Annotated in this window: 11 protein-coding genes and 1 riboswitch; of the genes, 6 read left to right on the top strand and 5 right to left on the bottom strand. The window is 71.4% G+C overall.

Annotation, left to right across the window (positions count from 1 at the left end):
• Positions 1-44: 44 nt before the first annotated feature.
• On the bottom strand, positions 45-518 hold the full coding sequence (locus tag ACNTMW_RS20555) for a TraR/DksA family transcriptional regulator (protein ID WP_426635314.1): 474 nt from the start codon (positions 516-518) through the stop codon (positions 45-47).
• 185 nt (positions 519-703) lie between these two features.
• On the opposite strand from ACNTMW_RS20555, the gene ACNTMW_RS20550 reads away from it, so the two are divergent.
• Both ACNTMW_RS20550 and ACNTMW_RS20545 read left to right on the top strand, forming a co-directional pair.
• Positions 704-2,125, top strand: coding sequence for a diguanylate cyclase domain-containing protein (locus tag ACNTMW_RS20550; protein WP_426635313.1), 1,422 nt, complete (start codon positions 704-706; stop codon positions 2,123-2,125).
• Between the two features lie 193 nt (positions 2,126-2,318).
• Positions 2,319-2,717: a response regulator gene (locus tag ACNTMW_RS20545; RefSeq protein WP_426635312.1), complete on the top strand. Its 399-nt coding sequence runs from the start codon at positions 2,319-2,321 to the stop codon at positions 2,715-2,717.
• A gap of 63 nt (positions 2,718-2,780) precedes the next feature.
• Here the strand turns inward: ACNTMW_RS20545 and ACNTMW_RS20540 are convergent, their stop codons facing one another.
• The gene (locus ACNTMW_RS20540; RefSeq protein WP_426635311.1) at positions 2,781-4,448 is read right to left on the bottom strand and encodes an ATP-binding protein; all 1,668 of its coding nucleotides are present in this window, start codon (positions 4,446-4,448) and stop codon (positions 2,781-2,783) included.
• 62 nt (positions 4,449-4,510) lie between these two features.
• On the opposite strand from ACNTMW_RS20540, the gene ACNTMW_RS20535 reads away from it, so the two are divergent.
• The 3 genes from ACNTMW_RS20535 (at position 4,511) to ACNTMW_RS20525 (ending at position 8,295) form a co-directional block, all read left to right on the top strand.
• Positions 4,511-5,899 carry a sensor domain-containing phosphodiesterase gene (locus ACNTMW_RS20535; RefSeq protein ID WP_426635310.1) on the top strand — a complete coding sequence of 463 codons (1,389 nt, stop codon included), beginning with the start codon at positions 4,511-4,513 and terminating at the stop codon, positions 5,897-5,899.
• A gap of 393 nt (positions 5,900-6,292) precedes the next feature.
• A riboswitch (cyclic di-AMP (ydaO/yuaA leader) is annotated at positions 6,293-6,467 on the top strand.
• A 5-nt stretch (positions 6,468-6,472) separates the two neighbouring features.
• Positions 6,473-7,435 carry a C40 family peptidase gene (locus tag ACNTMW_RS20530; protein ID WP_426635309.1) on the top strand — a complete coding sequence of 321 codons (963 nt, stop codon included), beginning with the start codon at positions 6,473-6,475 and terminating at the stop codon, positions 7,433-7,435.
• A gap of 62 nt (positions 7,436-7,497) precedes the next feature.
• The gene (locus tag ACNTMW_RS20525; RefSeq protein WP_426635308.1) at positions 7,498-8,295 is read left to right on the top strand and encodes a methyltransferase domain-containing protein; all 798 of its coding nucleotides are present in this window, start codon (positions 7,498-7,500) and stop codon (positions 8,293-8,295) included.
• Positions 8,296-8,412: 117 nt separating this feature from the next.
• Here ACNTMW_RS20525 and ACNTMW_RS20520 read toward each other — a convergent pair whose 3' ends face one another.
• The 3 genes from ACNTMW_RS20520 to ACNTMW_RS20510 form a co-directional block, all read right to left on the bottom strand.
• Positions 8,413-9,348 (bottom strand): sigma-70 family RNA polymerase sigma factor, encoded by a 936-nt coding sequence (locus ACNTMW_RS20520; protein ID WP_426635369.1) that lies wholly within the window; start codon positions 9,346-9,348, stop codon positions 8,413-8,415.
• Between the two features lie 345 nt (positions 9,349-9,693).
• A complete protein-coding gene (locus tag ACNTMW_RS20515) occupies positions 9,694-10,701 on the bottom strand; it encodes an NAD-dependent epimerase/dehydratase family protein (protein WP_426635307.1) in 1,008 nt (335 codons plus the stop codon).
• A gap of 134 nt (positions 10,702-10,835) precedes the next feature.
• A complete protein-coding gene (locus ACNTMW_RS20510; protein ID WP_426635306.1) occupies positions 10,836-11,165 on the bottom strand; it encodes a YrdB family protein in 330 nt (109 codons plus the stop codon).
• A 265-nt stretch (positions 11,166-11,430) separates the two neighbouring features.
• On the opposite strand from ACNTMW_RS20510, the gene ACNTMW_RS20505 reads away from it, so the two are divergent.
• On the top strand, positions 11,431-13,284 hold the full coding sequence (locus ACNTMW_RS20505) for a bifunctional metallophosphatase/5'-nucleotidase (protein WP_426635305.1): 1,854 nt from the start codon (positions 11,431-11,433) through the stop codon (positions 13,282-13,284).
• Positions 13,285-13,474 lie beyond the last annotated feature (190 nt).

The raw sequence follows: 13,474 nt of genomic DNA, 5'->3' as shown, positions 1-13,474 counted from the left end.
GCCGGCGATGCCGGCCTCCTTGGGTTATGTCCACCGCGCGGGTGTCAGCGCCGCTCGTTGGCCTGCTTGCACGTCACGCACAGGGTCGCGGACGGGTACACGGCCAGCCGCGCCGGCGGGATCGGCTCGGCGCACCCCTCGCACCAGCCGTATCCACCCTCGTCGAGCCGCTCCAGTGCCCGCTCGACCTGGTCGATCCGCTCCAGCACCGCGTTCGCCAGCGAGATCTCCTGCTCGCGGTTGAACGCCTTGGTCCCGATGTCGACCACGTCGTCACCCGCGTCGGGTACCAGCAGGCCCCGCTCCTGCGTCGTAATGTCGGCGACCAGCTCGCGGTGCTCGGCGCGCAGCTCGGCCAGGCGCTCCTCCAGGGCCTCACGGACGTTCGCGGTCTGCACGTCGACGGCCTCGGCGTTCGGCGCGACCGGGCCGCTGTGGACGGCGACGGAGGAACCACCGGGCGCGGCCGGCAGAACCGTCGGTCGGGCGAGGGCGGTGGTGTCGGCTTCCATCAACATGGGCGCTCCCAGTCAGCGGCCCGCCGGTCCGCCGGTCGGGCGTTGTCGTCCTATTCGTAACTACCTCGCGTCGACGCCGGCTTGGTGATCGTGCGTCGATGCGGCCCCCGGTACCCCAGGAATGCCCGCACGAAACCAAACGCAGAACTCTCCGTTTCGTCGCGGCTTTGCCGATAGAGCCTGGCATGAGCTCCTCCATCCACCTGCCGACCGCCCGGAGTGCGCGCCTGCGCGCCTTCGTGGAGGTGACGACGGCGACCCTCGACGCCGTCGCCGGCGAGGGGCGGCTGGCGGCGCTCGTCGTCGATGTGATCGGGCGTACCCTCGCCGCGCACGCGACCGTGTGGATCCTGCCCACCGACGGCGGTCCCATGACGATGCTCGCCGGCGACCACCCGGGCGGGCAGGAGGCGCGCCTGGCGGCGGCCCTGCGCGACTGGCTGGCCGATCCGGCCGGCGACACCGACACCGTCTGGATCGACGGCGCCGCCCTGCTGCCGATGCGGGTACGCGGCCGGCTGGCCGGCGCGGTCGCGGTGTCCCGCCCCGACGGGGAGCCGTTCACCGACGACGACATGGACTTCGTCCACGCCCTCGCGGACGTGACCGGTGCGACGTTCCAGAACGCCCGGGTCCTGGCGGACTCCGCCGAGGTGATGGAGGAGCTGCGCCAGCAGGGCGAACTGATGGAGCACATCTCCGACGCGCTGATCGCCTGCGACTCGGAACGGCGGATCGTCAACTGGAACGCCGGAGCGGAGCGGATCTACGGGTACCCGCAGGGCGAGGCCCTCGGCTGCGACGTCTTCGCCCTGCTCGCCACCCGGTTCTTCACCGTGGGCGGGGTCGCGGTACCGGCCGAGGAGGTGTTCGAGGAGCTGGCCAACACCGGTCAGTGGCACGGCGAGCTGCACGAGCGGCGCGCCGACGGGGCACCGCTGACGGCGATGTGCTCGCTGACCGCGCGCGGCGGGCCGCTCGGCGGGGACGCCGGCATCATCCTGGTCAACCGGGACGTCACCGACCAGCGACGGGAGGAGCACCGCGCCCTGCACGACGCGCTCACCGGACTGCCCAACCGCCGGCTGCTGACCAACCGGCTCTACGACGCGCTGGCCCGCAGGCACCGGACCGGTTCGGCCCTCGCGGTGCTCTTCGTCGACCTCGACAAGTTCAAACCCATCAACGACACCTACGGCCACGCCGCGGGCGACGAGGTCCTCACGGTGACGGCGCGGCGGCTGGCCGACGTGGTCCGCCACAGCGACACGGTGGCCCGGTTGGGCGGCGACGAGTTCGTCGTCGTCCTGGAGGACGCCGGCACGCAGGAGAACATCCGGTGCGCCACCCGGCGGGTGGTCGAGCAGCTTGCCGAGCCGATCGACCTGGGCGGCACCATGGTCGAGGTACGGGCGAGCATCGGCGTCGCCGTCGTGAACACCCCGCAGGGCGGTGGCGAGATCGCCCCGGAGACCCTGATCGGCATCGCCGACGAGGCCATGTACGAGGCCAAGCACAACCACACCGGCATCCGGTTCACCTACTGTTCGGACACATCCGGCTGTTCGGATACATCCGACACACAGGGGCGCGTCGGACACTGCTGAACCGGGCTAGATGGACTAAAACTAGGCATACACCTCGGCCATCATTGACCGGCGTGGACGCTCAATGCCGCCTGCGTCGCGGCTTCCACCGGCGAAGCTACGGCTTCGACCAGCAAAAAGGGCACGATCCGGCGGCGGAGAAAAAACCCGATAGTCGACATGAGTAGCGGGGATGACACGTAGAGTGACTGACATGGCGAACGAAGCGAGCACCCGGATCACCGGGCAGACGATCCTCGCCGTCGACGACGAGGCCGACCTGCTCGAAGCGGTCCGGCGGGTCCTGATCCGGCGCGGGCACACCGTCCTCACAGCCGGCGGGCCGGCCGAGGCGCTCGAGGTGTGCCGCCACTACCCCGACCGCATCGACCTGCTGCTCACCGACGTCCGCATGCCCGGCGGTACCGGTACCGAACTGGCCGCTCAGGCCGTCGCCCTGCGCCCGGAGCTGTCCGTGCTGTACATGTCGGGCCTGCACGACACGTCCGACGACGCACCCGGCTCGGCGCGCCGGATCGTCGCCAAGCCGTTCACCCCCGCGAGCCTCACCGAAGCGGTCGACAGCGCCCTCGTCGCGCACGCCGGCCACTAGATCCGCTGCCCTGCCGCGCCAGCGGCGACCGCCGCGGCGGCGGTCGCCGACCGCCGCACCGGCTCAGGTCGCGTCGAGCACCAGGCGCACCATCTCCAGCAGCACCGTCTCCGTGAACGGCTTCTCCAGCAGGGTCACCCCCGGCTCCAGCGTCCCGCTGCTGGCCAGTACGGGCCGGGCATAGCCGGACATGTAGAGCACCTTGACGTCGGGGCGCAGCGCCCGGATCCGCTCGGCGACGTCCTTGCCGAGCATCTTCGGCATCACCACATCCGTCATCAGCAGGTGGATCGGTCCGCCATGGGCACGGGCCACGTCCAGCGCGTCCAGCGGCGACTCCGTCATCAGCACCTCGTACCCGTGCCGGCGCAGGATCCGCCGGGCGACCTCGCGGATCGCCGGTTCGTCCTCGACGACGAGGACCGTTTCACCGCCACCCGACGGCGCCCCGACCGCGACCGGTACCTCCAGCTCGTCCAGCGCCTCGTCGGTGGCCGGCAGCAGCACCGTGAACGTGGTACCGACGCCCGGCTCGGAGATGATCCGCACGTCGCCGCCGGCCTGCTTGACGATGCCGTACACGGTCGCGAGCCCCAGGCCGGTCCCCTCACCCTTGGGCTTGGTGGTGAAGAACGGTTCGAAGGCGCGCGTGACGACCTGCCGCGGCATGCCGGTGCCGGTGTCGGCCACCCGCACCCCGACGTACCGTCCGGCGGGCAGCTCGGACTCGTTACCGACGATCATGTTCCGGGTCCCGATCGTCAGCGTGCCTCCGCCGGGCATCGCGTCGCGGGCGTTGACGGCGAGGTTGACCAGGATCTGCTCGATCTGGCCCGGATCGGCCTTGACCGGCCAGAGCACGGGCGCCAGTTCCGTGGCGAGCTGGACATGCTCGCCGATCGAACGGACCAGCAGGTCCCGGACGCCGGTGACGACGGTGTTGAGCGACAGGACCCGCGGGCGCACCACCTCCCGGCGGCCGAACGCGAGCAACTGGTGGGTGAGGGCGATGCCCCGGTCGGTGGCCCGCTGGATCTGCTGTACGTCCCGGGCGACCGCGTGCCAGCGGTCTGGGTCGGCGGTGGCCGCCGTCTCGATCTCCTCCGCCACGAACGCGGCGTAGTTGACGATCACCGCGAGCAGGTTGTTGAAGTCGTGCGCGACGCCGCCCGCGAGATGGCCGAGGCTCTCCAGCCGCTGCGCCTGTTGCAGGCGGCCGTCCAGGTGCTCGTCGGCCGGCGGCCGCTCGACCGGCTCGCGGCAGACCGCGGCGACGCCGACGACCGTACCGGTGTCGTCCCGGATGGCCGACGGCGTCACCACCACCTCCACGGGTGTACCGTCGCGGCGCTGCCGCCAGGTCCGGTAGCGCCCGACCCGTTCACCGCACGCGAGGCGGGCCAGGACCGCCCCCGTCTCGGCGCGCTGGTCCTCCGGCCACAGCAGTCCGGTGTGCCGGCCGACCACCTCCGCCGCCGGGTAGCCGAAGAGCCGCTCGGCGGCGGGGTTCCAGGTGGTGATCACGCCGTCCAGGGTCGTGCTGACGATCGCGTCGCCGGCCGACCGCACGATCGCCGCCAGCAGCGCCCGCTCGTCGTCGGCCCGGCCGTCGGCGGACACCGCCCGCTCGTCGTCGGCCCGGCCGTCGGCGGACACCGCCCGCCCGTCGTGGACGTGCTCGCGCGCCCCGTGGCGAAACCGCCGCGACTGTCCGTTCCCGCATTCACCCATCAGCCACCATCCAACACGTACTATCTCGACGGTATCTTCCATTTCGGGTAAAGCGGGGTGAATTGAGCAGATCGGCGGGCCGCCAGCGGCACCTCGACACCCGGGTCAGGTTCCGCGACATCGGCCAGGTCCTCGACGAGCGCGCGGTCACGACGGTGTTCCAACCGCTGGTACGCCTCGACACCTACGAGACCATGGGGTTCGAGGCCCTCAGCCGGGGGCCGGTCGGATCGCCGTGGTACGCGCCGTCCGCGCTCTTCCCCGCCGCGCAGGCGGCCGGCCGGCTGGACGAGCTGGACTGGGTGTGCCGGGTTCTGGCCTACCAGCAGGCGCTGCGCGCCGACCTGGACCCGTCCATCGCACTGTTCGTCAACACCGAACCGCTCGCCCTGCGTACCGAGTGCCCGCCGGACCTCGCCCCCTGGCTCGATGTCGCCCGCCGCCGCCTGCGGGTGGTCACCGAGATGACCGAGCGCGCGGTCGCCGCCGACCCGTCGGCGCTGCTCACCGCGGCGGCCACGGCCCGGTCGGCCGGCTGGGGCGTCGCCTTCGACGACGTCGGCGCCAACCCCGCCTCGCTGGCGCTGATGCCGTTCGTGCACCCGGACGTGGTCAAGCTCGACATGCACCTGGTGCACCACCCGCACCGGCCGGAGGTGGCGCGGGTGGTCAACGCCGTCATCGCGTACGCCGAGCGCACCGGCGCCACGATCCTCGCCGAGGGCATCGAGACGCCGGCGCACCTCGCCACCGCGCTCAGCATGGGAGCCACGGTCGGGCAGGGCTGGCTGTTCGGCCCCGCCCAGCGACTGCGCCGTCCGGCGCGGCCACCGCGCGAGCCGCTCGCGTTCGTGGCCGCGCCGGAGACCGCCGCGCCGGCCAGCCGCACCGAGGCGCGTACCCCGTTCGAGATCGTCGCCGCCCGGCGCCCCACCAGCCACTCCACCAAGCGCATGCTGCTGCCGATCAGCAAGTACCTGGAGGCCAAGGCGACCGACCGGACCGAGCCTCCGGTACTGCTGAGCTGCTTCCAGGAGGGCCGTCACCTGACGCCGGCCACCGTGCGCCGCTACACCGGCATCGCCGATACCGCAGCGCTCGTCGCGGTGCTCGCCACCGACGTCGGCGAGGAGCCGATCCCCGGGGTACGCGGAGCGCGGCTGACCGCCGACGACCCGCTGCGGGGCGAGTGGAACGTGATCGTCGTCGGCCCGCACTTCACCGGCGCACTGGTGGCGCGCGACCTCGGCGACGGCGGCCCGGAGATGGACCGGCGATTCGAGTACGCGCTCACCTACGACCGGGGCCTGGTCCTGGCGGCGGCCCGCTCCCTGCTGCACTGGGTGGTCCGCACCGACGTGGTCCGCACCGACCAACCTCCCGGCCGGCACCGGCCGCCGGCGGACGCCGGCAATGGCCGTACGGCGACCGCGGCCCGCCATTCGGCGTAACCCGAACGGCCGGCGATGGCCGACCGGGCACCGAGAAAGGAACGGTCGGCTAATTGGCGTGTATCACTGTGTGGAAAATCTCGCGCGGGGGCATTCCACACAGTGGACGAAATCACGCATCAATGCCGCCGAGTATCGGAAATGACGCCACTACCAGCCAAAACTCGGCAATTTGAGCCGCCCACCAGCCACCGTGGACCGTCGCATCGGAGATCAGTAAAGGCTCCCTCGGTAACGCTCTGCCATGCCCTCAGAACAGGACGTAACAACGACTTTCACCTAAGGTGGGGAGCCAGTACGCGTAACGGACAGGATGTACTTCCCGTACGTCCAAGATCACGTTAAGTTGGTCTAGGCCCGCTCGTAAGTCCGCCGCCCAACCCGGGTGACGACGAGCCGGCACCGCCGAATCGCATAACCCGTCGCCGCCCGGCGGCGCACGGGGTGAACCGGGGAACCACCCGACGGCCACGCCGTCCCGGGGTGAATCCGCAGGACCCTGCGGTAGGGCCATCTTCTTCCGGCCCGAACCCGTCAGCTAACTCGGTAGGCGGTAAGGAAGAAGGGTGCTCTGTGCCTGCAGTACCACGACTGCTGCGTGCCATGCTCCTGGGCGCGGTGGGGGTAGCCGTCCTCGCGCCGGCCACGGCGGCCAACGCGGAACCCTCAGCGAGCGACCTGACGCAGCAGATCAACCAGTCCTCCAGTGCCCTCGAAAAGATCGTCGAGCAGTACAACGGCGTGGGCGAGAAGCTGAAGGCGACCCAGGCCGCCGCCGACGAGCTCAACGTCAAGATGGCGCCGCTCCAGTCACAGGTCGACCAGGCCTACGACAACGTCGGCAAGATCGCGGCGCGCGCCTACATGGGCGGCGCGGCCCGGCCGATGACGCTGTTGCTGTCGGACGGCTCGTCGGGCAACGTGCTGGCCGAGCTCACCTCGCTCAACCACATCGCCTCCACCGAGCAGCGCCAGATCGAGGGCTACGCCCAGATGAAGGCGCAGTACGACACGCAGAAGAAGCAGCTCGACGACCTGCTCAACCAGCAGCGGGCCGACCAGAAGAGCCTGGCCGACCAGAAGGCGAAGATCGAAAGTGACCTCGCCACGCTGATGGAGCTGCGCAAGAAGGCCTACGGGTCGGCGACCACCCCTCCGCCGACCAACAAGCCCGCCGCCCCGAACATCGCCGGCAGCGCCGGCACCGCGGTGAAGTTCGCGTACAACGTCATCGGCAAGCCGTACGTCTACGGCGCCGCGGGCCCCAACGGGTACGACTGCTCCGGGCTGACCATGGCGGCCTGGGCGGCCGCCGGCAAGTCGCTGCCGCACAACGCGGCGATGCAGTGGGACCAGGTCGCGCACATCTCGGCCAGCCAGCTACAGGCCGGTGACCTGGTCTTCTACTCCGGTCTGGGGCACGTCGCCATCTACGTCGGCGGCGGCCAGGTGATCCACGCACCGCAACCCGGCGACAATGTCAAGCTCGCCAGCGTCAACATGATGACGCCGTACGGGTACGGCCGGGTCCGCTAGACAGCACACCCATGATCGCGGGGGACTGGACACACCGGTCCCCCGCGATCATGCTTTTCGGGGTGAGCTGGGATCCCGCGCAGTACGAACGGTTCGCCGCCGAGCGGGCCCGCCCCTTCCACGACCTGACCGCCCGGATCCGCACCACCGCGCCGGAGCGCGTCGTCGATCTCGGCTGTGGCCCCGGCACGGTCACCGCCACCCTGGCGGACCGGTGGCCCGGCGCCCACGTGTACGGCCTCGACTCCTCGCCGGAGATGATCGCCGCCGCCGAACGGCTGACCCACCCGGGCCGACTGGAGTTCGGCCTCGGCGACATCGCGGCCTGGCGGCCCGACCCCGGGTCGGTCGATGTGATCGTCTCCAACGCCGCGCTGCAATGGGTGCCCGACCACCTGGCGGCGCTGCCCACCTGGGCGGCGGCGCTGCGGCCGGGCGGCGCGCTGGCGATCCAGGTACCCGTGTCCGACGGCATGGCCGCCGCGGACGTCATCCACGCGGTCGTCACCGCACCGGAGTGGACCGATCGGCTCCGCGCAGCCGCGTCCGGCACCGGGCCACGGAGCGCGAGCCCGGTACGTCCGGTCGACGAGTACCTCGACGTGCTGGCCGGCAGCGGGCTGGCGGTCGACGCCTGGCAGACCACCTACCTGCACATCCTGCCCGGCACCGACCCCGTCCTCGAATGGTTCGCCGGCACCGGCCTACGGCCCTACCTCGACGCGCTGGCCGGCGACCCGCCAGCAGCCGCACGCTTCCGCGACGAGGTGGCGTGGCGGCTGCGCGAGGCGTACCCGAACCGCGGCTACGGCACCGTACTGCCCTTCCCCCGCCTGTTCATCGTCGCCAGCCGGGCCTGAGACCCCCGCCCGGGTGGGCTGCCCGTACGTGTCGTACGGACACGACGAGGGCCGGACCCCACCGGGGTCCGGCCCTCGTCACGTTCTTCAGATCGGTCGGCCTTCGGACCGCGCGGATCAGGCGGCCTGCATGCCCTCCGCGCGAGCCAGCTCGCGCAGCCGGCCCAGCGCCTGGATCTCCAGCTGGCGGATCCGCTCCCGGGACAGCGAGAACCGCGACGCCACCTCGGTCAACGAGTGCTCCCGGCCGTCCTCGAGGCCGTACCGCGCCCGCATGATGCCGGCCGACCGGTCGTCGAGGTGGTTGAGCAGGCCCTCGATGCGCTGGCGCTCCAGCGCCGCCAGCACCAGGTCCTCCGGGGACGGGGCGTCGGAGTCGGCCACCAGGTCACCGAGGTTGGTGTCGCCGTCGTCGCCGACCGGCGTGTCCAGCGACACGGTGTCCTGCGACCAGCGCTTCAGTTCGTTGACCCGCTCCACGGGTACGCCCAGGGCCGCGGCGAGCTGCTCCGGCTCGGGCTCGTTGCCGTGCTCACGGGTGAGCTGGCGGGCCACGCTGCGCATCCGGTTGACGTCCTCGACCAGATGCACCGGGAGTCGGACCGTGCGCTCCTGCTGGGCGATCGCCCGGCTGATCGCCTGGCGGATCCACCACGTGGCGTACGTCGAGAACTTGTACCCGCGGACGTAGTCGAACTTCTCCACCGCGCGGACCAGGCCGGTGTTTCCCTCCTGGATCAGGTCGAGCATCGGCATCCCGGACCGCACGTACCGGCGGGCGATCGACACAACCAGCCGCAGGTTGGCGCGGATGAACCGATCCTTGGCGCGCTCGCCGTCCGCGACCAGCCGCTCCAGCTCCTCGCGCGTGGCGTCGTTCTTCCCCGGCTCGCCCGCGTCGAGCAGCTGCTCGGCGTAGAGCCCAGCCTCGACGGCCTTGGCGAGGACGACCTCCTGCGCGGCATCGAGGAGCGGCGTCTTGGAGATCTCGTGCAGATATACGCCGACCAGGTCGCGCTCCTCAGCGACCTCGCCCGTCCGCATCGCCGTCATATTCTCCACTTCGGGCCCTCCCCCGTCGTCTTTATCGCGTTCCCCGCACTGCCCGCTCTCAAACCGGACACCCCCTGGGTGCTGCCCTTCTCACAACAGGACAGGCCACCGGTTGATTCCGGTTCCCTGCCACCCGCGAGTACCGACCGCTGAGATGTACACCACTTACCCAAACGGACGGGGAGCTGCACAGGTTCATTTGGGTTATCGAGTGTTCGTGATGACCGGGGCGGTGGGCCGTACTGCCACAGGGACCACTTCGTCCGCCCGACCGGTGCCCTGAGAACAACGCGCAAGACGTAAGGAGCATTCCCTCAAGACGGGATCAAAACCGGCACCTCAAGATCAAGACATGGTGCCGTGCCACTTTTCCAGCAGCGCGGCCTCATCCTCCGGGCTGATGCCCGCGCCCGTCAGCGAGGACTCCGGTGTGGTGCGCCGCCAGGCGAGGGTGTGCCGGGCGGTGTCGGTCACGTCCCGGGTACGCAGGCCTGCCTCCAGCGCGGCGGACACGTCACGGCTGAGGAAGCCGGCGTACTCCGGCAGGGGCAGCCACAGCGGCAGGGACCGCGGCCCCATCCAGGGCGCCACCCCTTCCGACCGCAGGAACTCCTGGTCGACCCAGGTGAGCTGGACGGGCGTGGCGACCCCGACCGCGACGTGGGTCAGGAAGTGCTCCCGGGAGACCGGGGCGCCCGTCCCGTCGTACACCCCGGCGAGGCGGGTCTCCGCCGCTCGGACCAGCCAGTCGGCGAGGTCCCGGACATCGACGTACTGCACGAGGTCGTCCGGGGCGCCCGGCGCGAGCACCTCGCCGCCGCGGGCCAGCCGGTCGACCCAGTACGTGAACCGGCCCGTGTCGTCCTCGGGACCGATGATCAGTCCGGCGCGGCAGACGAACGTCCGGTCGGCGCCGAACCCGTCGAGGACGGCCCGCTCGCAGGCGACCTTGCGGGGGCCGTACGTCTCCGGCGCCGTCGGGTCGTCGTCGGACGGCGACGCCGGGGCCAGCAGGGGCGCCTCGGTCGCCCGCTGGCCGGGGGTACCCGTGTCGGCGTAGGCGGAGCCGCTCGACACGTACACCGCGTGACCCACCCGCGGCGCCAGTTCCGCGACGGCCCGGCGCACCTGGCCGGGCCGGCTCGACACGTCGACCAGGGCGTCGAACTCCAGGCCCCGCAGCGGCGCCAGGCCGTCGGGGCCGTCGCGGTCGACCGCGACGAAGGTGACACCGTCCGCCGGCTCGCCGGAGCGGCCGCGCGCGGCGCAGGTGACCTCGTGGCCGGCGGCGAGGGCCGCGCGGGCGGCGGCACGGCCGAGGAAGGCGGTGCCGCCGAGGATGAGAAGTCGCATGCCCCCGGATCCTGCCGGCCCGGTACCGGCGACAGCAGCCCTGTTCGCCACGGGCGGACGCGCACCGCCCGTGGCGGGACCACCCGGTACCGGGACAGGATCGTCGGCTCAGCGCCGGGACCGGGACCGGCGGCTCAGTCGCGGTACACGCTCAGCAGCGTGCGGTTGGCCGCGTAGAGGGCGGCGAGGACCACCGCGAGCCAGGGCCGGCCGGTGCGTACCAGCGCGGCGGCCGCGCCGCCGAACCACAGGACCTCGAACCCGAGTCTGGCCGGGCCGGGCAGCGCCACGGCCGCCTTCGGCGAGGCGAACAGTCCCCACAGCACCGCGGCCACGACCGGGGCACCGAGGCCGAGCAGCAGCTTCGTACCCAGGCCGCCGCCGACCACGAACCCCCAGTACCCGAACGCGGCCAGGCCGGCGAGTTCGAGCGCGAACCGCAGGGCCAGGTTGGCGTACCGCATCAGGCACGTTCCGCGGGTGTCATAGCCATGGAAGTTAAGATCACGCCCCGGCACCGTCAAGCCGCCACCCGGTGACCGGCCGACCGCCGCTCTCCTCCGGTGACCGGTCCGGCCCGGACCGCCCTCGATCGGTGCCCCTGACGGGCATGGATGCCCTTGACAATCCCCTCGTTCGTCGGACATTCATCTGGATGGCTCGCCTCCGCCGCTGGCGGAACGCAAGGATGTCGCTCGACGCATACGTCGCAAGAACCGAGGAGAGACGATGGTTGAGTCCCGCCCGCGGCGGTTCGCGCGCGCGGCCCGGCTCCTGGCCGTACCCGTGCTCGCCGCAGCGGTGGTCGCACTGCTTCCGGTCGGACACCCGAGACCGGCCCAGGCCACCACGTGGACGCCGATGTCGCCGGTGAAGGTCACGTTCCCCGGCGCCACGAACGGCTCCCCCGCGAAGGGGCACCTGATCGCGTTCAACGACTTCCACGGCAACATCGACCCGCCGACCGGCAGCACCGGACTGGTCAACGGCAACCCGGCCGGTGGTGTCGAGTACCTGGCCACCTACGTCAAGAAGCTGCGCGCGGCGGCGCAGAAGGAGACCCGCAACGTCTACACGGTGGCGGCCGGCGACCTCGTCGGCGCCTCGCCGCTGGTCAGCGCCGCGTTCCACGACGAGCCCGCGATCGAGGAGATGAACGCGCTCGGCCTCGACCTCAGCTCGGTGGGCAACCACGAGTTCGACGAGGGCGTCGACGAGCTCAAGCGGCTCCAGCGCGGCGGCTGCCACCCGACGGACGGCTGCGCCGACGGCGACGGCTTCACCGGGGCGAGCTTCACGTACCTGGCCACCAACGTCATCGAGAAGCAGACCGGCCTGCCGATGCTGCTGCCACTGGACGTGAAGCTGGTCGACGGGGTACCGGTGGCGTTCGTCGGCATGACGCTGGAGGCCACCCCGGCCATCGTCAACCCGGCCGGCATCCGGTCGGTGACCTTCACGGGCGAGGTCGCGACGGCCAACCAGTACGCCGACCTGCTCGGCCGGTTCCTCGGCATCCACGCGATGGTGCTGCTCATCCACCAGGGCGGCAGCCAGCAGACCACCCAGCCGGCGATCCCCGACGTCTCCGGGTGCGAGAACTTCGCCGGTGACATCACCTCGATCGTCAAGGGCCTGCGCCCGGAGTACGGCATCGTGGTGTCCGGACACACGCACCGCTTCTACAGCTGCGCGCTGCCCAACTCCTCGGGCGCCACGTCGGTGGTCACCAGCGCCGGCTCGGCCGGCGTCATCGTGACCGACCTGTCGTTCACGCTCGACCGCAAGACCCGCCGCTTCGCCTCGGCCGCGGCGCGCAACGAGATCGTCCTCAACGGCGTGCGCAACCCCGACGGCACCTGGGCCAAGGACGCCAAGGGTGACTACCTGCGCAACCCCGGCCTGGTGGACGCGCCGGCCAAGGCGATCGCCGACAAGTACCGCACGGCGGTGGCCCCGCTGTCGAACAAGGTGGTCGGCAGCATCACCGCCGACATCACCAACGCCGCGAACGCGGCCGGCGAGAGCGCGCTCGGCGATGTGATCGCGGACGGGATGCTCGCGTACACGCGGCCGGCGAACGCACAGCTCGCGCTGATGAACCCGGGTGGCATCCGCACCTCGCTCAGCTACGCCAACTCCCCCGGCGGTGAGGCGCCCGGCCAGGTGACGTACGGCGAGTGCTTCGCCGTGCAGCCGTTCAACAACCTGGTGGTGACCCAGACGTACACCGGCGCGCAGCTCAAGGAGGTGCTGGAGCAGCAGTTCGTCGGGTACGCCGGGCAGACGGTGACCAAGTTCCTGCAGGTGTCTGCGGGCTTCACGTACGCGTACGACGCGACGAAGCCGCTGGGGCAGCGGGTGGGCGGCATGGCGCTCAACGGCGTGGCGATCGACCCGGCCGCGACGTACCGGGTGGCGATGAACGACTTCCTCGCCAACGGCGGCGACGGCTTCACCGCGCTGCAGGCCGGTACCGACCGGGCGACCGCGCCCGGCTTCGACGTCGACGCGCTGGTCGCGTACCTGGGTGCCGGTCCGGTCGCGCCGGGGCCGCAGAACCGGATCAGCAAGCTCGGCTGACGGGTCGGGTCAGCGGACCCGGCCGATGAACCAGGCCGATGCGCCCGACTGACCGGTCAACTCCACAGTGGAGGCCGAGGTGGTTGCTCACCAGCAGCCACCCCGGCCTTCCACGGGGCAACCACACGGCGACCCCGAGGGCTATGCTCGCCGGAGCGCGTCGAGGCGGCGACGCGCGGTGACGAGAGGG

The organism is Planosporangium spinosum, assembly GCF_049999945.1.
Classification (GTDB): domain Bacteria; phylum Actinomycetota; class Actinomycetes; order Mycobacteriales; family Micromonosporaceae; genus Planosporangium; species Planosporangium spinosum.
The sequence above is the reverse complement of the archived record's forward strand: the minus strand, read 5'-3'. Positions and strand labels throughout refer to the sequence as shown.

Excerpts from the sequence above, each read along its gene's own strand:
- ACNTMW_RS20555 (WP_426635314.1), bottom strand. The coding sequence starts at position 518 with ATGTTGATGGAAGCCGACACCACCGCCCTCGCCCGACCGACGGTTCTG.
- ACNTMW_RS20550 (WP_426635313.1), top strand. The coding sequence starts at position 704 with ATGAGCTCCTCCATCCACCTGCCGACCGCCCGGAGTGCGCGCCTGCGC.
- ACNTMW_RS20545 (WP_426635312.1), top strand. The coding sequence starts at position 2,319 with ATGGCGAACGAAGCGAGCACCCGGATCACCGGGCAGACGATCCTCGCC.
- ACNTMW_RS20540 (WP_426635311.1), bottom strand. The coding sequence starts at position 4,448 with ATGGGTGAATGCGGGAACGGACAGTCGCGGCGGTTTCGCCACGGGGCG.
- ACNTMW_RS20520 (WP_426635369.1), bottom strand. The coding sequence starts at position 9,348 with ATGACGGCGATGCGGACGGGCGAGGTCGCTGAGGAGCGCGACCTGGTC.
- ACNTMW_RS20515 (WP_426635307.1), bottom strand. The coding sequence starts at position 10,701 with ATGCGACTTCTCATCCTCGGCGGCACCGCCTTCCTCGGCCGTGCCGCC.
- ACNTMW_RS20510 (WP_426635306.1), bottom strand. The coding sequence starts at position 11,165 with ATGCGGTACGCCAACCTGGCCCTGCGGTTCGCGCTCGAACTCGCCGGC.
- ACNTMW_RS20505 (WP_426635305.1), top strand. The coding sequence starts at position 11,431 with ATGGTTGAGTCCCGCCCGCGGCGGTTCGCGCGCGCGGCCCGGCTCCTG.